Origin of the sequence: Baekduia sp. (genome assembly GCF_035996765.1) — a bacterium.
Lineage (GTDB): Bacteria > Actinomycetota > Thermoleophilia > Solirubrobacterales > Solirubrobacteraceae > Baekduia.
This window is the reverse complement of sequence record NZ_DASYJG010000023.1, coordinates 126,351-147,449: the sequence shown is the minus strand read 5'-3', so window position 1 is coordinate 147,449 and position 21,099 is coordinate 126,351. Positions and strand designations below refer to the sequence as shown.

13 protein-coding genes are annotated in these 21,099 nt (G+C 69.2%); 6 read left to right on the top strand and 7 right to left on the bottom strand.

Annotation, left to right across the window (positions count from 1 at the left end; translation table 11 throughout):
* Positions 1 to 23 precede the first annotated feature (23 nt).
* Positions 24 to 1,439: an SDR family NAD(P)-dependent oxidoreductase gene (locus VGO10_RS04830; RefSeq protein WP_327465721.1), complete on the bottom strand. Its 1,416-nt coding sequence runs from the start codon at positions 1,437 to 1,439 to the stop codon at positions 24 to 26.
* Positions 1,440 to 1,522: 83 nt separating this feature from the next.
* On the opposite strand from VGO10_RS04830, the gene VGO10_RS04825 reads away from it, so the two are divergent.
* Positions 1,523 to 1,969 carry an HTH domain-containing protein gene (locus VGO10_RS04825; protein ID WP_327465719.1) on the top strand — a complete coding sequence of 149 codons (447 nt, stop codon included), beginning with the start codon at positions 1,523 to 1,525 and terminating at the stop codon, positions 1,967 to 1,969.
* A gap of 39 nt (positions 1,970 to 2,008) precedes the next feature.
* Here VGO10_RS04825 and VGO10_RS04820 read toward each other — a convergent pair whose 3' ends face one another.
* Both VGO10_RS04820 and VGO10_RS04815 read right to left on the bottom strand, forming a co-directional pair.
* Positions 2,009 to 2,539 carry a hypothetical protein gene (locus VGO10_RS04820; protein ID WP_327465717.1) on the bottom strand — a complete coding sequence of 177 codons (531 nt, stop codon included), beginning with the start codon at positions 2,537 to 2,539 and terminating at the stop codon, positions 2,009 to 2,011.
* A 117-nt stretch (positions 2,540 to 2,656) separates the two neighbouring features.
* On the bottom strand, positions 2,657 to 4,618 hold the full coding sequence (locus tag VGO10_RS04815; RefSeq protein WP_327465715.1) for a TetR/AcrR family transcriptional regulator: 1,962 nt from the start codon (positions 4,616 to 4,618) through the stop codon (positions 2,657 to 2,659).
* Positions 4,619 to 4,718: 100 nt separating this feature from the next.
* On the opposite strand from VGO10_RS04815, the gene VGO10_RS04810 reads away from it, so the two are divergent.
* The 3 genes from VGO10_RS04810 to VGO10_RS04800 all read left to right on the top strand — a co-directional run bounded on the left by VGO10_RS04810 (position 4,719) and on the right by VGO10_RS04800 (position 11,153).
* Entirely contained in the window at positions 4,719 to 5,642 is a 924-nt protein-coding gene (locus VGO10_RS04810) for a helix-turn-helix domain-containing protein (protein ID WP_327465713.1), read from the top strand.
* Positions 5,643 to 5,836: 194 nt separating this feature from the next.
* Complete coding sequence (locus VGO10_RS04805; protein WP_327465711.1) at positions 5,837 to 6,862, top strand: hypothetical protein; 1,026 nt, start codon at positions 5,837 to 5,839, stop codon at positions 6,860 to 6,862.
* Between the two features lies 1 nt (position 6,863).
* The gene (locus tag VGO10_RS04800; protein ID WP_327465709.1) at positions 6,864 to 11,153 is read left to right on the top strand and encodes a hypothetical protein; all 4,290 of its coding nucleotides are present in this window, start codon (positions 6,864 to 6,866) and stop codon (positions 11,151 to 11,153) included.
* 3,636 nt (positions 11,154 to 14,789) lie between these two features.
* On the opposite strand, the gene VGO10_RS04795 is transcribed toward VGO10_RS04800, so the two are convergent.
* The 4 genes from VGO10_RS04795 to VGO10_RS04780 form a co-directional block, all read right to left on the bottom strand.
* Entirely contained in the window at positions 14,790 to 15,233 is a 444-nt protein-coding gene (locus VGO10_RS04795) for a hypothetical protein (protein ID WP_327465707.1), read from the bottom strand.
* 486 nt (positions 15,234 to 15,719) lie between these two features.
* Positions 15,720 to 16,172 carry an excisionase family DNA-binding protein gene (locus VGO10_RS04790; RefSeq protein WP_327465705.1) on the bottom strand — a complete coding sequence of 151 codons (453 nt, stop codon included), beginning with the start codon at positions 16,170 to 16,172 and terminating at the stop codon, positions 15,720 to 15,722.
* 94 nt (positions 16,173 to 16,266) lie between these two features.
* The gene (locus tag VGO10_RS04785; RefSeq protein WP_327465704.1) at positions 16,267 to 16,800 is read right to left on the bottom strand and encodes a hypothetical protein; all 534 of its coding nucleotides are present in this window, start codon (positions 16,798 to 16,800) and stop codon (positions 16,267 to 16,269) included.
* 107 nt (positions 16,801 to 16,907) lie between these two features.
* Positions 16,908 to 18,860 (bottom strand): TetR/AcrR family transcriptional regulator, encoded by a 1,953-nt coding sequence (locus VGO10_RS04780; RefSeq protein WP_327465702.1) that lies wholly within the window; start codon positions 18,858 to 18,860, stop codon positions 16,908 to 16,910.
* Positions 18,861 to 18,968: 108 nt separating this feature from the next.
* Between VGO10_RS04780 and VGO10_RS04775 the strand changes: the two genes are divergently transcribed.
* Together VGO10_RS04775 and VGO10_RS04770 are read left to right on the top strand one after the other, a co-directional pair.
* Entirely contained in the window at positions 18,969 to 19,880 is a 912-nt protein-coding gene (locus VGO10_RS04775; protein ID WP_327465700.1) for a helix-turn-helix domain-containing protein, read from the top strand.
* Positions 19,881 to 20,082: 202 nt separating this feature from the next.
* A complete protein-coding gene (locus tag VGO10_RS04770) occupies positions 20,083 to 21,075 on the top strand; it encodes a hypothetical protein (RefSeq protein WP_327465698.1) in 993 nt (330 codons plus the stop codon).
* Positions 21,076 to 21,099 lie beyond the last annotated feature (24 nt).

The window sequence follows — 21,099 nt, the reverse complement described above, 5'->3', positions numbered from 1 at the left end:
ATGACCCTACGCGCGCGCGGCGCTCACCACGCCGCCGGCGCGTAGTCCTTCAAGAACACCCCATGAACATCCTCACCCGCCTCGCCGCGCACGATCGGGTCATAGACCCGCGCGGCGCCGTCGACCAGGTCAAGCGGCGCGTGAAAGCCCTCATCGGCCAGGCGCATCTTCGTCGGGTGCGGGCGCTCGTCGGTGATCCAGCCGGTGTCGACGCTGGTCATCAGGATGCCCGCCTCCGACAGCAGCTCTGTCGCGCTCGTGCGCGTCAACATGTTCAGCGCGGCCTTGGCCATGTTGGTGTGCGGATGGCCGGGCCCCTTGTAGCCGCGGGCGAACTGACCCTCCATCGCCGAGACGTTGACGACATAGGTACGTCGTGCCTCGGAAGCTGTCAGGGCGCCACGCAGCCGGCTGATCAGGATGAACGGGGCGGTCTGGTTACAGAGCTGGACCTCCAACAGCTCGACCGGATCAACCTCGTCGATCACCTGGCTCCAGCTGTTGTGCGCATCCAGGTCGGGCACCAGCCCGCCGGCGTCGATCGCAGTGCCCGTGGCGATGCGATCCGGCGACGCCGAGCCGGCGGTCAGCGCCAGTGCCGTCAGGGCGTGCGGCGTCGGCGCCCAGCCGCCCTCCGGGAGGCTGTCAGTCGCGCCCGCGCGCCCGAGCGTCACGATCTCTGGCAGCTGCCCCGCTGGCAATGGCGCTTGTGCGGCGCGCGCCAGGTGCGCGTATGCCTCGGGCGAGCGGCGCACGGTCTGCGCGGCGTTGTTGATGAGGATGTCGAGCGAGCCATGCGACGCGACCTCGTCGGCAAGCGCGATCACTTGGCTCGGGTCGCGCAGGTCGAGCCCGATGACCCGCAGCCGATGCAGCCACTCGCCGCTGTCTTCCATCTCGGCGAACCGGCGGACGGCATCGTTGGGAAACCGCGTGGTGATCGTCGTATGCGCGCCGTCGCGCAGGAGACGCAAGGCGATGTACATGCCGATCTTGGCCCTGCCGCCGGTGAGCAGGGCGCGGCGGCCCGTCAGGTTCGTGCGGGCATCGCGACGCTCGTGGTTGAGCGCGGCACACGGCGGACAGAGCTGGTGGTAGAAGGCGTCGACCTCGACGTAGCGCCGCTTGCAGATGTAACACGCCCGCGCCCGCAGGAGCGTGCCTGCCGACGGTCCCACCGCGCGTGCCGTCAGCGGTCGGCCTTGGGTCTCGTCATCGATCCGCCCGGGCGCGCCGGTCGCCGTTGCGGCCGTGACCGCTTCGTCATTGATCCGGATCGCTGTGCGTCGCTGCGTACGCCGCTGTTGCTTGACAGTTTTGAACAGCCGGCCGACGGCCCGCCGGATCGCCACAGCGTCAGGGTGCTCGGTAGGAAGCTGCTCGACCTCGCTGAGAACACGCAGCGCGTCGGCGAGGCGATCGGAGTCAATACCATCCATGTGACTGGAAAGAGTAGACAGTGCATGATTGAGTAGCGCTTTCCAGGCAGGACACTGACCCGTAATCCTCGAAGAGAGCCACCATGACCGTCCTCGACGACCTCAAGAAGCTAGAAGCATCCATCGTTGCGCGTTATCAGCAGCTGCAGCCGGCGCTGGCTGAGATCGAGGAGCTACGCCGCGTTGCGGAACGCCTCGGCGTCAATCTCGACCGCGCGGCCGGCCGGGCCTCCAAGCCGGCGGCGGCAAGGGCCGCCAAGCCCGCCCAGACCCGAGCACGCCGTTCGAGCGCGGCGTCGACGCGCCGCAAGACCAGCAAGGCCAAGGTCGCGGCCCCGCGCCGCCCCCGCGCCGGTGGCCGCCGCGAGCAGTTCCTCAAGCTCGTCACCGAGCGCCCCGGCATCACCGTCCCGGAGATCGGCAAGGCCCTGAAGGTCGATCCCACGGGCCTCTATCGCTACGCCAAGCAGCTCGAGGCCGACGGCTCGATCACGAAGACCGGCACCCAGCTGTTCCCCGCCGGTAGCTGAGCAACGGTCCGCTTCCGCGTTCCCGGCGTGTCGCCTCGACTAGGCGGCGCGCCGCTGCGCGTGGTTGACCAATGCGCCGACGCGGCGCGCTTGGGCGTCGCCGAAGAACGTGCTGACGCACACGTAGCTCAGGGCCGGCAGGCTGTCGGGGAGTTGGTGGAGGCGGCGAGCCAGGGCATGGCGGCGCACCGTCTCCCAGACGCCGCCGCCGATGCACAGCGACACGGTCTCATGGTCCGGTGGGTCAAGGTCCAGCGCGGCAAAGCCGGGCCCGAGCAGCTCGCAGAAGAGGTCGAGCATCTCGTTGTGGCGGGCATAGACCAGCGGGCCGAGGCCCGGCAGCTCGACCGTCGCACGGTAGGTCAGCTCCGGCGCGTCGACCATGTCATACACCAGCACTTCGAGTGCCCGGTGCAACGCGTAGGGCGCATCGTCTGATGCGTCCATGAACGCGGCCGCGACGCGGTGAAACAGCGCATGGGTGAACGCGGCGACGCTGTCGAGCAGTCCGTCGAGCTCCGCCCATGCCTCGGGTGAAACACTTGACAGAGGGAGACCCGACTGACCCATACGGTGCACCATACGCAGGGTCCAATCGAGAAAGCCAGACGTGTTCGAAAGACTTTCATGGCTTCGAGGAACACCGCTGGCTCTCGGTCGGGGAGCGTATCGGGAGGAGGGAATGCCTCAGCGCGGCGGCGACGCGGCGGCCGAGAGCTCGGCGATGCGCTGCGCTTCATCGGCGCCGAAGAACGGCGTCAACACCTGACGGCTGAGCGTCGGCAGCTCGGCCGTCAACTCGGGCACGCGCTCCTCGCGGGCGAAGCGCCGCAGGACGGCCAGGATGCCGTCGAGGACGACCTCCAGCGCGGCGAACGGCTGGGGCGCGCGCTGCTCGGTCGCCGGCACCTGGCCGGCGATCAGCGAGAAGAACAGGGCGATGTAGCGCTCGCGCAGCCCCGAGACGGCCTGGGCCAGCGCCGGGTCGTCGGAGACGGCGAGCGCGGCGAGCGCCGGGGTCCGCGCGATGTGCGACACGGCAGCCTGGAGCGCTTGATGGGCGGCCAGCGGCGGATCGCCCGCGGCACCGAGGAAGGCGCCCGCGGCGACGACGACGAGCTGCCCGGCCCAGGCGTCCAGCGCTTGAACGGCGACGTCGAGCTCGTCGGTGAAGAGGGTGTGCGCGACATCGAGCTCCACGCCCGCGCGTTGGGCGACATCCGACAGTCCGGCGGCGTCCAGGCCGTCGCGCTGCGCGGTCTCGGCGACCGCGTCCATGAGGCGGCGGCGGTCGTCGATGCCCGTGCCGGCGGGCACGGCCCGGCTGGCGGCGTCAGCCGCACGTGAGGCGGCGCGGAGCCCGAGCGCCGGGGTGAGGATCAGCTCGACCAGCGGCGCCTGCAGCGCCGGGAGCTGCGCGGTCCGGCCGTCGAGCACCCAGCCCCCGACCAGCTCGGCGATGCCGGCGGCCATCGCCACGGGCAGGAGCTTCGGCTGTTCGGCCGGGCCCGCCGTCGCGCGGGTCAGCAGGCGGCTGAACGCCTGCAGCGCATCGTCGATCGCGGGCTGGCCGGCGCGGCCGGCCGACGGCGCGTCGACCAGCAGCAGCCGGGCGTAGCCGGGCTCGGCAGCCAGGAGGGCGAGGGCCGCGCCGACGGCGGCGCTGACCTTCGCCGGCCGGTCGCGGTGCGGCAGGGCGGCGTGCCACGCGGCGCCGAAAAGCGCGACGAAGGCCTGGTCGAAGGCGGTCTCCCACGCGTCCTCCTTGGAGGAGAAGTGCTCATAGAACGCCTCGGGCGACAGGCCCGCCGCGGCGAACAGCTCGCGGATCGACGCGGCCTCGAAGCCGGGCTGGGCCGCGACGGCGAGCACCGCCTCCAGGATGCGCGTGCGCTGGTTGCGGCGCACGAAGCCCGGCGGCAGCCCGTGACGGCCGCGCGGCAGCGGATGCGGCGGCTGGCGCGGCGCCTCCGGCTGCGACGCCATCAACAACGGGTTGGGCGCCGGGAGCCGCCGGGGTGCGGCGCTCTCGTACAGCGCGCCCCAGGCGGCGAGGTCCAAGGCCGCCGGCCGCAGCGGGCGCAGCCGGCCGGCGCGTAGGTGGCCGTCGAAGATCCGCAGGGTCCCGCCGGCGAGCACGGTCAGCGCCGTCTCGGAGAGGACCGGGCTCCCGTTGACGGTCGCGGCCTGGCGCAGCAGGTCGTGGAGGCCGATGGTCAGCGATTGGCGGCGCAGTAGCCCGCGCTGGCCGACGGCCGCGACATCGACCAGCGCCAGGCGCGCGGCGGCCGCGTCGGCGAGGATGATCTCGACGACCGCGGTGAGCACCGCGGCGAGCCGGTCCTGGAGCTCGCCGGCATCGATCGGCCGCGCGCGCAGGCTCTCGCACGCGGCTTGCATGCCGGCGTCGCAAGCCTCGAGCGCCAGCTCGGGCTTGCCGCCCGCGAACAAGATGTAGAACGTGCCGGTCGAGACGCCCGCCTCGGTGGCGAGGTCCTGGACCGTCGTGGCGCTGTAGCCGCGGTCGGTGAAGAGCAGCGCGGCGGCCTGGTGCAGGCGCCGCCGCTGATGGCCGGCGAGGGCGCCGGCGTCGAGCGTTCGCGGGCCGCGCAACGGCCGAGCAGACGGCTCTTGACGGGCGGACGCCATACGGGCGAGAGGATACCCGCCACTCCCTCGCCGCAGGGTTTTTCGCGAGTCCAAGAAAGATTCGGCTCGCAGAACTTGCACACGGGGTTACTATGCGCTGATGTTGGGAAACGCGGGTGTTGCCTGGATCGAGGCGGACGAGCTGGAGAGCCTGCCCGCCGAGGCCCAAGCGTTTCACCGCCGGGCGCGGATCGTCGACGCGGCCGTGCGCGAGATCGCCGAGCGCGGCTACGGCCAGACGGCCGAGGAGGCGATCGCCCGGCGCGCCGGCGTCACGCCGCGAGCGTTCTTCGAGCTCTTCGCCGGCAAGGAGGAGGCGCTGATCTGGGCCTATGACGTCGCGGCCGCCTACGCCGTCCCCCAGATCCTGCGCGCCCTGCGGGCCGAGCCCGACTGGGAGCGGGGCGCGACCGCCGCGCTGAGCACCTACCTGACGATCCTCGACTGCGACAGCGCCTGGGCGATCGCCTGCCTGCGCGATCTGCCGGCCGCCGGCGAGCGCGCACGTGCGGCGCGGGACGCGGTCCGCGCGCCGGTCCTCGACGCGCTGGCCGCGCCCGAATCCCTTCCCGCTGCTGGGGGTGTGGGCATCGAGATGATCCTGACCGCCATCGACGCGATCGCCGTCGACGGCCTGCGCCACTCGCCCGGGCAGCCGCTGGCACAGCGCCGGCGCGAGCTGGCGACGCTGGCGCTGGCGCCCTTCACCGACGAGCCGCCGCCGGCCGATGTGGCGGCGGCGACGCTGCGCCCGTCGCTGCTGGCGGCCGAGGTCGAGGCGCTGCTGGATGCCGGTGGCGGTGGTGAGGACCTCGAGCTCTTGGTGCGCGAGGCGGTTGACCTGCGCGACGGCCCGACGCTGTGGCAGGTCATCGCTGTTCTGCGGCGCAGGGGCGTCGCCGGCGATCCGGGATTGCGTCGTGCCGAGCAGATCGCCTTGGAGGGGCTGGGTGACGCCTGGTTCTTCGGCCTCGCGCTCGCGGAGCCCGAAGACGGCGTCCCCGACGCCGTCGAGCTGCGCTGACAGCGCGCTAAGTTCGGCCTCCGGCGGACGTCAAGAAAGTTTCGTGTCGTAAAAACTTGACTCCGCACATCCAGCCGTTTACGGTGCTCGACGCACCACGGGTTGCCGGATTGGCAGGGCGTTGGTGTGGAGGAGCGGAGAGCGCCAAGTGGTGCTCGCCGTGGGTCTGAGAGATCACTGCTGGAGGAGATGTTGTGTCCGCTGTTCCTGCTCGCAGGACATCGCTGGTCCCTGCCGTTTCGCAAGCCGATGGCGCGCGCGGCACGCGTCGTGCCGGCTTCGCCGGCGGCTCGCCGACCCAGCGCGACCGCCTGGTCGCCGCGATGGGGGAGCTCATCGCCGAGCTCGGCGGCACGGCGATCGGCGTCCACCACGTCTGCCAGCGCGCGGGGATCTCTCGCCGCACCTTCTATGACTTGTACGTCGATCGCGATGCTTGCCTGCACGACACGCTGGCCGAGGCACAGGGCCGGCTGGTCGGCTGCGTCGCCGAGGCGGTCCTGACGGTTGGCCCGGAGTGGGAGGACCGGGCCGTCGCGGCGATGCGGGCCTTGGTCGGGACGCTCTGCGCCGACCGGGTCCTCGGACACCTGTGTGTCGTGGCGCCGTTGGCCGCGGGGCACGAGGGGCTGGCGTTGCGGAGCGCGACGATCGACGAGATCGGCCGGCTGCTCGGCGAGCCGCCGAGCATCGCGGTGCCGACCGACACGGTCCTGGCCGCGGCGTTGGGCGGCGTGTGGGAGCTCCTGCGGCGCGATGTTCTCGAGGACGGGCAGCACGGCGACCTCGCGGCCCCGGCCATCTACGCGCTGCTCACGCCCTTCATCGGCCGGCGCCGCGCGGTGATCCGGGCCAGCGCGCTGGGCCATCCCACGACGTTCGTCGCCCGCTGGACGCCGTCAGACGTCCGCGCCGAAGACCTTGGCCTGCTGGTCACCGAGCTCACGCGTCAGACGCTCGAGTACCTCGACCGTCATCCCGACGCCACCAACATCGCGGTGGCGCGGGCCGTTGATGTACGCCATGAGAGCCAGATGAGCCGGCACCTCGCGCGCCTGCGGCGTGCGGAGATCGTGCAATGCCGCAAGGAGGGCCGCACCAACGCGTGGCGACTGACCGCGCGCGGCGAGGACGCGGTGCGGTCGGTCCGCGACCTGCGGTCCGACACGTCGCGACTGACCGACGGGGCCTGGGCCGCCGCTGGTCGGAAGGAAGCTTGAGATGCCCGAGTTGCTGCAGCGAGGTCGTTCGATGGACCTATCACCGATGAGCACCGCCGTTTCCGAGATCACGACGAGAAGGACCACCTGCATGACTGACCGTTTGGTTGATGCCGGCGCTGGCGCGGCGGGCGTCTCGCTTCGCCCCCTCCGGGTGGCGCGGCTTGTCACGCTCGCCACCATCGCCCTGCTCGTCTTCGGTGTGGCGTCGGCCTCGGCCTCGCAGACCCATGTGTTCTCGGCGAGCTTCGGGAGTTCGGGCTCTGGCGCCGGTCAGGTGTCGGCTCCCTCGGGTGTGGCGGTCAACGTCACGACGCATGACGTCTACGTGGCCGACACGGGAAACTTCCGGGTCGATCAGTTCTCCTCGGGCGGCTCGTTCATCCGCGCCTGGGGCTGGGGCGTGGCCGATGGCCTTCCGGCGCTTGAGACGTGCACCCTCTCTTGCCAGGCCGGGCTCTCGGGTACCGGTGCGGGACAGTTCACGACCCCGACGTTCATCGCCGTCGACAACTCCGCCGGAGCTTCCGCAGGTGATGTCTACATCGGCGACACCGCAACCAACCAGGTGCAGAAGTTCAGCGCCTCCGGCAGCCTGATCACCGCCTGGGGCTCAGGCGGGCAGCTCGACGGCTCCACCGCCACCCACGGCCCCTTCGGCGCCCTCGCCGGCATCGCCGTTGACACCACCGCTGGCGACCTCAACGTCTTCGACACCAACACCCGGCTCTTTCGCTTTGCCCAGGACGGCTCCTTCACCACCGACTTCACCACCGCCCGCGGCACGAGCGCCAATGGCTTCGCCATCGATGGCTCGGGCAACTTCTTCAAGGTCAACGGTGATCCGTCCGTCGAGGAGTTCCAGGCCGACGGCACCGACATCGGCCAGGTCACCGTCTCGGATTCGACCACGGGCGTCACCGCCGACACGACCACGGGCGACCTCTACGTCGACCTCGGGGCTTCGATCGAGCACTACACCTTCCCCGCCTGCGTTCCGGCCGACGCCGCTGGCTGCAACCCGGCCGATACCTTCGGCTCCGGGCATCTCACCACCGGTGTCGGCCTCGCCACAGACCCGTCCACCGGCACCGTCTATGCCGCCGACAGGACCGACGGCCAGATCGTGGTCTTCGCCCCAGTCACGATTCCCGACACCGTCACCAATCCGGTCACCGCGGTCACCAAGCACACCGCCGCCCTCAATGGCCACCTCGACCCCGCCGGCGGTCCCGATACCACCGACTGCCATTTCCAATATGCCGACGACGCGTCCTTCCAGGCGAACGGCTTCACTGGCGCCACCGTCGCACCCTGCGCCGAGGGCGACTCCTTCTCCGCCCCTGCCGATGTCCACGCCGACGTCACGGGTCTCGCCGCCCAAACGACTTACCACGTCCGCCTGATCGTCCAAAGCCCCAACGGCACTAACACCGCCGCCGAGCTGCCCTTCACCACTCCGGCCGCTGTGGACCTCACCCTCGCCCCGGCCGGTCCGGTCGGTACTACCACCGCCACCCTAGGCGGGCACGTCGACTCGGGCGGCGGCGGCGCTATCACTGACTGCCACTTTGAATACGCCGACGATGCCTCCTTCCAGGCAAACGGCTTCACTGGCGCAACCCAGGCGTCCTGCTCCCCGGCGACCCCGATCTCCGCCTCGGCCGACGTCTCCGCCGACCTCACCGGCCTCACCGCCGAGACCACCTACCACGTCCGCCTCGTCGCCACCAACTCCGACGGCACCACCAATGCCGCTGGTCAGCCCTTCACGACCTTCGGCCTACCGGTCGTCCACGCCGCCTTCGTCTCGGACCTCACCACGACCGAGGCGGACCTGAATGCCCAGCTCAGCCCCCGTGGTCAGCTCACCGACTGCCGCTTCGACTGGGGCACCGACACCTCCTACGGCGCTAGCGAGCCCTGCTCACCCGCTGCTGCCTCCATCGCGGCTGACGCAAGTGATCACCTCGTCACCACGCACCTCTCAGGCCTCACCGCCAACACCACCTATCACTGGCGCGTTGTCGCCATTTCCAACCATGGCACGACCGTCGGTGGCGACCACACCTTTGCCTACTCGACCACCGGACAGGGCCTCACAGATGGTCGCGCCTACGAGATGGTGACCCCACCACAGAAGAACGGTGCCCTGATCGGGGTCGTTTTTGCGGGCTCGCTCACCAGCGTCTCGCAGGATGGCTCCCGTGTCATCGCTCCGAGCGTCCAATGCTTTGCCGACTCGGGCTCCTGCAACGCGAACCGCGCTCTGGAGGGCACGCCGTACTCCTTGGCCCGTTCTGACAGCGGTTGGACCGCTCACTCGCTCTCACCATCGAGCAGCGAGCTCGATTCCAACACTCCCTGGACCAGTAGTGCCGATCTCGGCACCGCCCTCTTCAGCGCCCCCAGCCCGCCGGCCGGACAAGACAACTGGTACATCCGCGCCAGCGATGGCTCCCTCCGTGAGCTCGGCCCGATTCTGCCACCGTCGAGGCCCGATGTCGCACCCGCGAGTGGAATCGCAGCGACCGCTGACTACTCTCACCTCGTCTACATGTCGGCCGCGACCTCGAGCGGCGGCGCTCAGAGATGGCCCTTCGACCAGAGCACGAGCGCAGGGCTCTACGAGTACGTCGGCACGGACCACTCCCAGCCCTTCATGGTCGCCGTGAGCGGGGGCGCCGACTCCACCGACCTGTTGAGCACCTGTGGCAATGTGCTCGGCGGCAACGGTCCGGGGGTCAGTTCCGCCTACAACCCCATGTCAGCCGACGGTCGTACCGTCTTCTTCACCGCGCAGCAGTGTGCTTCCGGCTCGGGTGCGAACGCTTCGACCTCCGTCCCGGCAGACACCCTCTACGCCCGTGTGGACGGAGAGCTGCCAAGCGCCCACACCGTCGCCATCTCCGAGCGCTCCGCTGCCGCCTGCACTACCGCCGCTTGCCTTACCTCCTCGCCCGCCAATGCGCTCTTCCAGGGCGCCTCCGCTGACGGTTCGCGTGTCTTCTTCTCCTCCACCCAGCAGCTCACCGATCAGGCGACCCAGGCATCACAGAACCTCTACCTCTACGATTTTTCGCGTCCTGCGGGCAATCGTCTCACCGCGGTCGCCTCTGGAGACCCCACTCCCAGCGGGCCTCGAGTAGAGGGGGTCGAGGCCATCTCCGCCGATGGCTCGCACGTCTACTTCGCCGCCAAGGGCGTCCTCACTCCCGCCCCCAACGCCTACGGTCAGACCGCCCACAGCGGTGATCACAACCTCTACGTCTATGACGCCGTGAGCGGAAGTGTCGACTTCATCGTCGCCCTTCCGGATTCGGATAGTCAGTTCGATTTCATTCACGGTAACAACATCACCTGGGCAGGGTTTCAGGGCGGGGTCAACCTCGCCAATGTCACTCCGGGTGGCCGCTTCCTGGTGTTCATGAGCCACGCCGCTCTCACCCCCGACGGAACGGCCTCGCATGCCCAGGTGTTCCGCTACGACGCCCAGACTGGCCAGCTCATCCGCATCTCGGTCGGCGAGCACGGCTTCAACGACAACGGCAACGCGGGTGCTGATTCAGCCACCATTCTCCCCTTAAGCTTTGGTGCCGGGTCGGTCCGTGCCGATCCGACTATGTCGCACGACGGTTCCTACGTCTTCTTCGAATCTCCCGCGGCCCTGACCCCGGGTGCGCTCGACAACGTGGTAGTGGGAACGCTTTTCTACCAGCCGCAATACGCCCAGAACGTCTATGAGTGGCACGAAGGCAAAGTCTCCCTCATCTCCGATGGCCGCGACGCCTCCGCCATTGCGCCGCCGGGCGGGAACAACGAGCCCACCGATGCCCTCAGCTCAGTCGCCTTGCTCGGCGTCGATGCGACCGGCCAGAATGTCTTCTTCTCGACCACCGACCGCCTGGTCGGGCAGGACACCGACACCCAGCTCGACTTTTACGACGCTCGGGTTGGCGGCGGCATTCCCTACGCCCCGCCGCCCGAGCCATGTCAAGGCGACAGCTGCAAGTCGCCGCCGTCTGGCGTTCCGCTCGACCCGAGCCCCGCATCCGCCGACTTCAATGGCCCTGGCAACCAGGTCCGGGATCTCGCTGGCACGATCGCCACCCCGTCCAAGAAGACGTGCCAAAAGCGCAAGACCAAGACGTGCAAGAAGCAGAAGGTCAAGAAGCAGAAGGTCAAGAAGCAGAAGGTCAAGACGTGCAAGAAGCAAGGAACCAAGACGTGCAAGAAGTCACGGAAGAGCAACGCTCGAGAAGCCAACGCGACCGGGAGGTCAGCAAAGTGATCACCGCTCGTTATCTTGTCTCCGCGATCCGCGTGTTGCTTGCCGTCGCGCTCGTCGCCGCGCGTCGAGTGACCCCGCTCAAGCGGATGTCGATCCACGTTCTTCTCCCGGGTATGGCCCTGCTGGCTCTCTCGACCGCGGGCCTGCCCAATGCTGCGGCTGCGGCGGCCCCAGCACCGGGCTGGACCGTCCACAGTTTCCCCACCCCGACCAACTTCTCGGCCGGAGACAACGCCAAGTGTCTTTCGACCCTGAGCTTCGTTCCCGCTGACGTCAAGTGTGACGCTTACGAACTCACTGCCATCAACGCCGGTTCTCAGCCCACCGATGGTAGTTCCGTCTCTGTCACCGACGATCTGCCCCCCGGTTTGACGGTCCAACGCGTCGCTTTCTATTGGTCCGGGCTTCCCGATGCGTTTGGTGGCGGCACCCAGGACCTCGCCGATTTTGGCTTTTGCTCGAGCACTCCCCAGCCCTCCAGCGCTCCGGTGCAGTGTCAGCTCGACACGGTCGGTTTCGGCCTTCCGCCGATTGGCCCCGACGACACCCTCCGGATCTTCGTCTACGTGACTGTCGATGATCCGGCCGCCTCCGGCCCCCTCGACAACAGCGCCACGGTCACTGGCGGTGGTGCCCGCGACGCCAGCACCAGCTCGCAGAACACCGTCGGCTCCAGCGCGCCGGCATTTGGCCCTTCCGCGTTCAGCTCCTACATCGCTGGTCTTGACGGCCGGCCCGACACCCAGGCAGCCAGTCACCCGTACGAGCTCACCACGCGCATCGACCTCGCCAACGAGTTCAGGATCGCTGCCGACAGCGTTTTCGGCAATGACAGCGTCGAGGACCCCAAGGATGTCGCCGTAGACCTTCCTTTGGGCTTTCTCGGAAGCGCGCTCGCCGCGCCGACCTGCACGCTCGCTCAGCTTTCAGGGCCGGGCCATTGTCCGGCCGATACCCGCGTCGGACATGTTCTTACCGAACCCGCCTCTCAGGAGTCCATCAACACTTCGATTTACAACATCACCCCTGAGAAGGGTGTCGCTGCTGAGTTTGGCTATGTCGATGCGCTTCAGGTCTCCCATGTCCTCTACGCCCGTGTCGTCCCCGGTCCCGACGGATACGTCCTTCGGACCACCGCTCCTGACATCCCCCAGATCTGGATCAACTCGATCACCGTAACGTTCTTTGGCAGTCCTGCCGCCAAGAACGCCACTGGCAACGCGCCGGTAGCCTTCTTTACCAATCCTTCGCAGTGCGGTGGCCAGGCTCTGGCCACCGTCGTCCACATGGACTCCTGGCAGCATCCGGGCTCCGTCAAGCCCGATGGCACGCCCGACCTCGCCGATCCCAACTGGGTCACCACCACCGACACCTCGCCGCCGGTAACCGGTTGTAACAAGCTCCAGTTCGAGCCCAGCGTGACCGTCAAGCCCGACTCGTCCTCGGCTGATTCGCCGGCCGGTCTGGACGTCGAGATCAAGGTCCCGCAGTCGACGGACCCGGGCACTCTGGCCACGCCGCCGTTGAAGAAGGGTGTGGTTGTCCTGCCTGCGGGCGTGTCGGTCAATCCGTCGGCAGCTGATGGTCTCGGTGCGTGCAGTCCGGCGCAGATCGATCTCGACTCTGTTTCAGCGCCGAGGTGCCCCGAGTCCTCGAAGGTGGGCACGGTCGAGTTGCAGTCGCCGTTGGTGCCGGGCACGCTGACTGGCTCGATCTTCCTGGCCACCCAGAACGACAATCCGTTCCATTCGCTACTGGCCGGCTACATCGTCGTCGATGACCCGACGACGGGCATCGTCATCAAGCTGCCGGGCAAGCTCACCCCGGATCCGGAGACCGGTCAGATCACCGGTGTCTTTGACAACAATCCTCAGTTCCCGTTCAGTGACCTGAAGCTGCACTTCTTCGGTGGCGACCGTGGCGAGCTCGCCCTGCCCAATGCCTGCGGCACGTACACGACCACCACGGAGCTCACGCCGTGGTCGGCGCCTGACTCCGGTCCGCCTGCGATGCCTTCTGACTCGTTTGCGATCACGTCTGGCCCGGGCGGCGGTCCGTGCCCCGATCTCACCGATCCGGGCCGGTTCACCCCGGGGTTCTCGGCCGGGACCATCAACCCCCAGGCCGGTGCCTTCAGCCCGTTTGTCTTGAAGGTCAGTCGTCCTGATGGTCAGCAGGATCTGAAGAAGATCGATGTGTCGTTGCCGCTGGGCTTGACCGCGAAGCTGGCGGGTGTTCCGCGGTGTGCGCAGTCGGCGATCGTGCCGGGTGTGGGCGGCAGCACGAGTTGTCCGGCGGGTTCGCAGGTCGGGACGGTCACGGTGAGCGCGGGTGTGGGCTCGTCGCCGTTCTTCCTGTCCGATCAGCCGGTGTATCTCACCGACGGCTATGACGGTGCGCCGTTCGGTCTGGCGATCGACACGCATGCGGTGGCCGGTCCGTTTGACCTGGGCCATGTGGTCGTGCGCACGAAGCTGAGCATCGATCCGATCACCACGCAGGTCTCCGGCCAGTCCGAGCCGTTGCCGTCGATCCTCCAAGGCATCCCGCTGCATGTGCGCAGCGTGACGCTGAAGATGGATCGCAACAGCTTCGTGCTCAACCCGACCAGCTGTGACCGCCAGACGGTCGACAGCCAGATCACCGGTGGCGGCGCGAACTTCGCCGACCTGGGCGATGACACGGTCAAGGACGTGGCGTCGGCCTTCCAGGTGGGTGGGTGCGCGTCGCTGGATCTCAAGCCCAAGCTCGCGATCACCCTGACCGGCAAGGGGCAGACGACCGACGACAAGCACCCGGGTGTGCATGCGACGGTGAGTCAGACCGCGGGGCAGGCCAACCTCAAGAAGGTCGTCGTCAGCCTCCCGTTGTCGCTGGCGCTGGACCCCGACAACGCGAACGGGCTGTGTGAGTTCACCGACGGGTCCAAGATCGACCCGACCTGTCCGAAGGCGTCGATCGTCGGCAAGGCCACCGCGCACACGCCCATCCTCGATCAGGCGCTGACGGGGCCGGTGTACTTTGTCAAGAACATCCGCAAGGACCCGAAGTCCGGGCGCGAGATCCGGACGCTGCCCAAGCTCGTGATCCCGCTGACCGGCGAGAACGGGCTGCGGCTCAATCTCGTCGGTACGAGCAACGTCGTCAAGAACCGGCTCGTCACGACGTTTGACAACATCCCAGACGCCCCGGTCAGCGACTTCACCCTGGACATCAGTGGTGGCAAGGGCGGCATCCTCGTCGTCTCGGGGACCGACATCTGCAAAGCCAGTCAGATCGCCGAGCAGCAGATCGACGGTCAGAACGGCAAGCAACTCGACTCCAATGTCTACCTGCAAACGTCGGCCTGCCCGCTGAAGATCCTGTCCAAGAAGATCGGCAAGACCAGCGTAGCCGTCAAGGTCGGCGGGCTTGGTGCCGGCAAGGTCACGGTCACCGGCAAGGGCATCAAGAAGACCACCAAGACCATCGCCTCCTCGACGGTCGCGACGATCACCGCCAAGCGCACCAAGGGCAAGCCGGGCAAGGTCACGGTCTCCTTTGACCCGACCGGGCCGGCGAAGGCCCACAAGACGAGCAAGTAGGACCATCGTCTCCCGGGTCGCGGCCAGTACCGCGACCCGGGAGCGTGGGCGGTTACGCCGCCGCGCGAGCGGCTTCGTACTTGCCGAACAGGCGGTCCAACGCTTGGGCCGCGAGGCGGTCGACGGTGATCTCGGCCAGGAGATCGGGATCGATCGGCTCGTCGACCGGCAGCCCGTCGAGGCGATCGTTGTTACACCGCGCCAGGTCGTAACGGCGATGGCGCAACTGCTCGACCAGGTCATCGGTCAACGGGACCTCGAACTGCTCGACATCGGCGTCGACGTTGTCGGGATCCCAGCCGACCGCGGTGATCAGCGCGGTCGCGGCACAGAACCGCATGGCCAGCAGGTATTGCGCCTCAGGCCCGTAGAGGAGGAAGTCCTCGAACAACTCGTGGCCGAGGTCCATCACCTTCTTGGCCTCCAGCCGCAGAACATCGCCGGTCTCGCGATCGACGACAAGCATGCGGACGTGGGTACGCTGCGGGGTACTCATGGGAGCTACTACTCCTTTTGGGTCATGCCCCCGGGCCGTTGCAAGCGGTCGCGGGGGTACTGTATTTGTATGAGGGGCGAAGCCTAGCGGGCGGGGCGGCGGACTTTTGATCTGGGTCGCGTACGCGGGTCGACTCTCGCGCAGTGCGCGCGCGAACGTCGGCACGGTGACCGCAAGTCGGTCGAGCAACTCGTCAAGAAGCATCGGCGGCCGGCGGAGCTTCGCGGCCTGTCGCACAACAGCTTCGTAAACCACTCGGTCGTCGAGGCCGTACAAGTCCATCAAGAACGCGTCGGGATGCAGCGGCTCGATAGCGAATGGCTCGCAGGACTCAGGCGGGAAGTCCTTGACGTTGAGCGTCACAATGACCTGGGCGTTGCTGGCGATGGCGGCCAGCACGTGCCGGTCCTTCACGTCGTTGGTCATGGAAGGTTCGAACCGATCGCCGAGGATATGCGCGGCGTGGGGCGTTGGTCGTGAGGGCGGCTAGCGGTACCCGCCCTCAAGCTCTTCAGAGAGCTCGGTGAGCTCGTCGAGCTTCTGGCGGCGGGTCACAGCGCGCTGCGCGCGGTAGTCCAGGGCGTCCTGGATACGGACGCGGCGGTGGGTCCCGACCTTGTAATAGGGGATGGTCCCGTCCTGGAGGAGCTTGACCAGGTGGGGTCGCGACACGTGCAGCAGGTCGGCGGCCTCTTGGGTGGTCAGCTCCTTTCCGTGCGGGACGAGCGTCATGGTCTGACCACGGGCCATGCCCTGGACGACCAGCTGGAGCGCGTGGAAGGCTGAGGCCGGGATCTCCAGCGTCTCGCCGTCGGGGCCGACGAGCCGAGCGGCGCGGTGCTCGCGCACGATCTCGTCGATCTGGTGGCGCAGGGCCTCGAGCGCGTCGCCCTCATCGGGCGTGGCGCGGAGCAGGTTGTCGGTGGCGGCGGTCGTCATGGCATTCTCGCGTGTCGGTTCGCGACTGACGGTAGCACGTCATTCGAAACAAACGCAACAACCGCAATATCGGCCGGGGTCGCTGTCGACTTAATTAGTGCAGTTCCGCTATCGCAGCGGGCTGGGGCCGCGTGTTCACCCGCAACGCCTCGTCCACCCCGAAGAACGTCGACAGCACCACGTGGCTGATCGCCGGCAGCGCCTCCGGCAGTTCATGAAGGCGTCGGTCGATCGCGTGCTGGCGCACGATGCGCCAGAGGCCGCCGGTGATGCAGAGCGAGACGATCTCCGGGTTGGGCAGGGCGACGCCGCGAGCGGCGAAGCCGGGCTGCAGGAAGTCGCAGAAGAGGTCGAGCATGCGGTGGTGGCGGTCGGCGACGAGCGGGCCGAGCCCGGGCAGCTCGACCGTCGACATGTAGGTCATCTCGGGCGCTGCGGCAAGGTCGCGCAACAGGGAGTCCAGCGCTTCGTGCAACGCCTGGGCGGGATCGCCCGCCGCGTCCATGAAGACCTCGGCCGCGTGGGTGTAGAGCAGGCGGGTGAAGGCCGCGACGCTGTCGAGCAGGCGGTCGATCTCGCCGGGTGGCAGCGGCGTGACGCTTGACGTTTGTAGGCCGTGCCGCCTCATGACGCTTCACCTTACGCCCGTCCCACAGCCAAAATCCACCGTCGTTCGAGAGACTTTCACGGCTCTCGGAGAGACGTCGCTGTTTGCCAAACGCGGCGGTGAGTGACTTACCGCAGTGCGGCGGTCTGCTCGGCCACGCGCTGCGCCTCGGCCTCGCCGAAGAACGGCGTGAGGCTCTGGAGGCTGAGGGCCGTCAGCTCGCCCGGCAGCTCGGCGAGCCGTTCCTCCTGGGCGAAACGGCCGACGACCGCGAGGAACCCCTCGAGCACGACCTCCAGCAACGCGGCGGGCTGTGGCGCGCGCGCGTCGGCCGCCGGCAGCTGGCCGCCGACGAGCTGCAGGAAGAGCGCGGCGTAGCGGGTGCGCAGCTTCGAGATGATGGTGACGATCTGCGGATCGTCGCTGACGGCAAGCGCCGAGAGCGCGGGCGTGCGGGCGACGTGTGTCAAGACCGCTTCCAGTGCCCGGTGGGCGGCCAGCGGCGGGTCGAGCGCGGCCGAGAGATAGGCGCCGGCGGCGGCCGCGACCAGCTGGCCGGTCCACACATCCAGCGCCTGGGTGGCGCAGTCGAGCTCGTCGTCGAAGAGGGCGTTGACGGTGTCGAGCGCGATCTCCTCGCGCTGGGCGACATCGGCGAGGCGGGTGGCCGCCAGGCCGTCGGCGACGACGGCGCGGGCGAACGCGTCCATCAGCCGCAACTCGTCGTCGGCGGGCTGGGCGGCGGTCCCGGAGGCCCCGGCGCTCAGCCGGCGCGTAGCCGCGCGGGCGGCGCGCGAGCCGAAGAGCGGGACGAAGAGGATCTCCACCAGCGCGGGTGTCAGGTCGGCGAGGTCGGCCGTGCGGTCCTCGACGACCCAGCCGCCGACGAGGCTGACGATCCCGCCGACCATCGCCAGCGGCACGATCGCCGGCAGCTCCCGCTCCCCCGCCGCGCCGGCGATCAGGCGCGCGAAGGCCTGGGTCGCGCGGTCGATCGCGGCGCTGCCGGCGGTCCCTGCCGACGGCGCGTCGACCAGCAGCAGCCGCGCGCGGCCGGGCTCAGCGATCAGCTGCTCGAGGCAGGCCGTGATCGCCGCGGTGACCTTGGCGGCCGGCTCACGCCGCGCTGCGCCCGCGTGCCACGCGGCGGAGAAGAGCTCCAGGAAGGCCTGGTCGTAGGCGGCTGACCAGGCGTCTTCCTTAGTCGGGAAGTGCTGGTAGAAGGTCTGGCGCGAGAGGCCCGCGCGGGTGGCCAGCTCGCGCGCGGAGGTGACCTCGAAGCCCTGCTCGGCCGAGAGCGTCAGCACCGCCTCGAGGATCCGCTCGCGCTGGTGGCGGTGCACGAAGGCGGCGGGCAGGCCGTGGCGGCCGTGGGGCAACCCCTGTGACAAGGGCGAGCGAGCGCCGTTGTGCGACGCGACGGCCGGCCGGCGCGGCGGGGCGGGCTGCGGCGCGTCGGTCTCGTACATCGCCCCCCACGTCGCGAGATCCAAGGCCGCGCTGCGCAGCGGGCGCATCCGGCCGGAGCGCAGGTGGCGGTCGAGCACATGCAGCGTGCCGCCGGCCAGCACGCCGAGCGCCGGCTCGGAGAGGACGGTCAGCCCGTCGCCCGTGGTGGCCGCGCGGCGCAGCAGTTCCTGGAGGCCGTCGGTCAGCGCGCGGCGGCGCTGCACCCCCGACGGGCCGAGGGCGGCGATGTCGACGACGGCCAGCCGCGCCGCCTCGGGCTGGCGCAGCACCGCGTCGACGACGGCCGAGAGGACGTCGGCCAGCGCGGTGCGCAGGTCACCCTCGGCGACCGCGCGCGTGCGGAGTCGTCCGCCGGCGTCGCCGGCGATCGCGTCGAAGGTGTCGAGCACCAGCTCCTGCTTGCCGGCGAACAACCCGTAGAGCGTGGCGGTCGAGACGCCGGCCGCCGAGGCCAGCTCGTCGACGCTCGTCCCGCCGTAGCCCTGGGTGCCCAGAAGCTTGATGACGGCCTCGTGCAACCGGGCCCGGTGGGCGGCCGCGGCCTCCTCGCTCCCGAGCGCGTGCCGACCGCGCGGCAACGGTTGCGTCGAGGGTCGGCGAACGGAAGCCATCGGCTGCCAACGATACGCGACACGGCGGCTCCGAGATAGGGCCGGAGAGCGTCCTTAGAAGGATTTGGTCTATAGAAATTTGACCTGGTGGTCTACGATCGCGGAATCGTGTCGAGAAACGCGGACGGTGCCTCAACGGAGACCGAGCGACTGCCGGAGCTGCCATCGCAGGCGACGGATTTCTGGCGCCGTGCGCGGATCGTCGACGCGGCGGTCCGCGAGGTCGCCGAGCATGGCTACGGCGAGGCCACCGTGGCGGGCATCGCCGAGCGTGCCGGCGTGTCGGACGAGAGCTTCTACGACGCGTTCGGCGGCAAGGAGGACGTACTCATCTGGGCCTACGACGCTGCCGTCGCCTACGCGATGCCCCAGATCCTGCGCGCCATCCGCACCGAGCGCGACTGGGAGCAGGCGACCGCCGACGCCGTGGCGACCTACCTCGCGATCCTCGACTGCGACCACGATTGGGCGCTGGTCTGCCTGCGCGAGCTGCCGGCGGCTGGGGAACGCGCCCGCGCCGCGCGCGACGCGGTGCGCGCGCCGATCATGGAGGCGCTGCGCGAGCGGATCAGCCAGGAGCCCGGCGAGGGGGCGGGGGTCGACACGGTGCTGGCTGGGCTCGACGCGATGGTGGTCGACCGGCTGCGCCATCGCCCCGAGAAACCGCTGTGGGCGAGGCGCCGCGAGCTCACGAGCTTTGCGCTCGCGCCGTTTGCGCAGGAGCGGGTGCCGGAGGTGGTCGAGAGCGACGCGGCGACGCCCGGCCCTCCTGCGGACCGCGAGCGCATCGAGTTGCTGCTGGACCGCGGGCCCGATGCGCAGGCCGACTTCGAGTTGCTCGTCCAGGGTGCGGTTGCGCGCCGGGACGGCCCGACGCTGTGGCACGTCTCGGTGGCGATGGCCGAGCGCCGCGCCGCGGGCGCTCCGGTGCCGGAGCCGATTGCGCGCCAGGCGCTCGAAGGGCTCCGTGACGCCTGGTTCTTCGGCCTGCCGGTCGGCGTGTCGACGCGCCGGTCCTGAAGGCTTAATGAAGGAGGCGGTACACGGAGACTTGACTTAGGACATCGGGCCGTTTACGGTGCCGATCGCACCTTGAGGTTGCCGCTCTGGCAGCGGCAGCGGGTGTGGGAGAGCGACGGGCGCCAGGTGGCGCCGGTCATTGGGTTGAGAGATCACTGCTGGAGGAGACGACGTGTCCGCTGTGCCTGCTCGCAGGTCATCGATGGCCCCTGCCGTAACGGCGGGCAACCCGGCCCCGGGTGGGGTCACGGGCCGGCGCAACGCCCAGACCTACGGCGTGCCGACCCAGCGCGACCGGCTCGTCGCGGCGATGGGGGAGCTGACCGCCGAGCTCGGCCTGACCGCCGTCGGCGTGCACCACGTCTGCCAGCGGGCCGGCGTCTCGCGCCGCACCTTCTACGACCTCTACGCCGACCGCGACGCCTGCGTGGTCGACATGCACGAAGAGGCCTTCGGCCGGCTGCTCGTCCACCTCGCCGAGGCCGTCGCCGACGCGGGCGCTCACTGGGAAGACCGCGCGGTCGCGCTGACGCAGGCGCTGCTCGGCGCCTGGGACGCCGATCGTGTCCTCGCCCAGCTGTGCCTGGTGTCGTCAGTCAGCGGTCACGCCGAGGCGATGGAGCTGCGGCGCACAGCGATGGCGCAGATCGCCGGTCTCCTGGCCGATCCGCCCCGGCAGCCGATGGTCGAGGCGTCCGTGCTGGCGTGTGCCATCACCGGTATCTGGGGGCTGGCCTTCGCCCAGCTGACCGAGAAGCCCGACGCGTCCATCGCCGATCTCGCGGGTGTGGCGATCTACTTGTTGCTGGCGCCGTTCGCCGGCCGCCGTCACGCCGCGGCGCGGGCCGCGGGCCGGGGCGGCACGGTCGCGTATGTCACGCGCTGGACCCCGACCGTTGTTGGTGGTGATGAAGACCGCGGGCTGCTGGTCACCGAGTTGACCAGCCAGACGCTGCGCTATCTCAACGGCCACCCGGGCGCGGCGAACATCGACATCGCGCGGGCGATCGATGTGCGCCACGAGAGCCAGATGAGCCGTCACCTCGGCCGGCTCGAGCGGGCGGGGATGGTCAGCCGCCGCAAGGAGGGCCGGACCAACGCCTGGATGTTGACCGCGCGTGGCGAGGAGGCGGCGCGCACCTTGCACGATTTGCGGTCCGACACACCGCGACTGACCAATGGTCCGTGGGCATGAGCGAGCCGAATCGACCGACCTTGA

Coding starts and splice junctions, on each gene's coding strand:
- VGO10_RS04830 (WP_327465721.1), bottom strand. CDS start 1,439: ATGGATGGTATTGACTCCGATCGCCTCGCCGACGCGCTGCGTGTTCTC.
- VGO10_RS04820 (WP_327465717.1), bottom strand. CDS start 2,539: ATGGGTCAGTCGGGTCTCCCTCTGTCAAGTGTTTCACCCGAGGCATGG.
- VGO10_RS04800 (WP_327465709.1), top strand. CDS start 6,864: ATGCCCGAGTTGCTGCAGCGAGGTCGTTCGATGGACCTATCACCGATG.
- VGO10_RS04770 (WP_327465698.1), top strand. CDS start 20,083: ATGGCCCCTGCCGTAACGGCGGGCAACCCGGCCCCGGGTGGGGTCACG.
- VGO10_RS04785 (WP_327465704.1), bottom strand. CDS start 16,800: ATGAGGCGGCACGGCCTACAAACGTCAAGCGTCACGCCGCTGCCACCC.
- VGO10_RS04790 (WP_327465705.1), bottom strand. CDS start 16,172: ATGACGACCGCCGCCACCGACAACCTGCTCCGCGCCACGCCCGATGAG.
- VGO10_RS04795 (WP_327465707.1), bottom strand. CDS start 15,233: ATGAGTACCCCGCAGCGTACCCACGTCCGCATGCTTGTCGTCGATCGC.
- VGO10_RS04780 (WP_327465702.1), bottom strand. CDS start 18,860: ATGGCTTCCGTTCGCCGACCCTCGACGCAACCGTTGCCGCGCGGTCGG.
- VGO10_RS04815 (WP_327465715.1), bottom strand. CDS start 4,618: ATGGCGTCCGCCCGTCAAGAGCCGTCTGCTCGGCCGTTGCGCGGCCCG.
- VGO10_RS04810 (WP_327465713.1), top strand. CDS start 4,719: ATGTTGGGAAACGCGGGTGTTGCCTGGATCGAGGCGGACGAGCTGGAG.
- VGO10_RS04825 (WP_327465719.1), top strand. CDS start 1,523: ATGACCGTCCTCGACGACCTCAAGAAGCTAGAAGCATCCATCGTTGCG.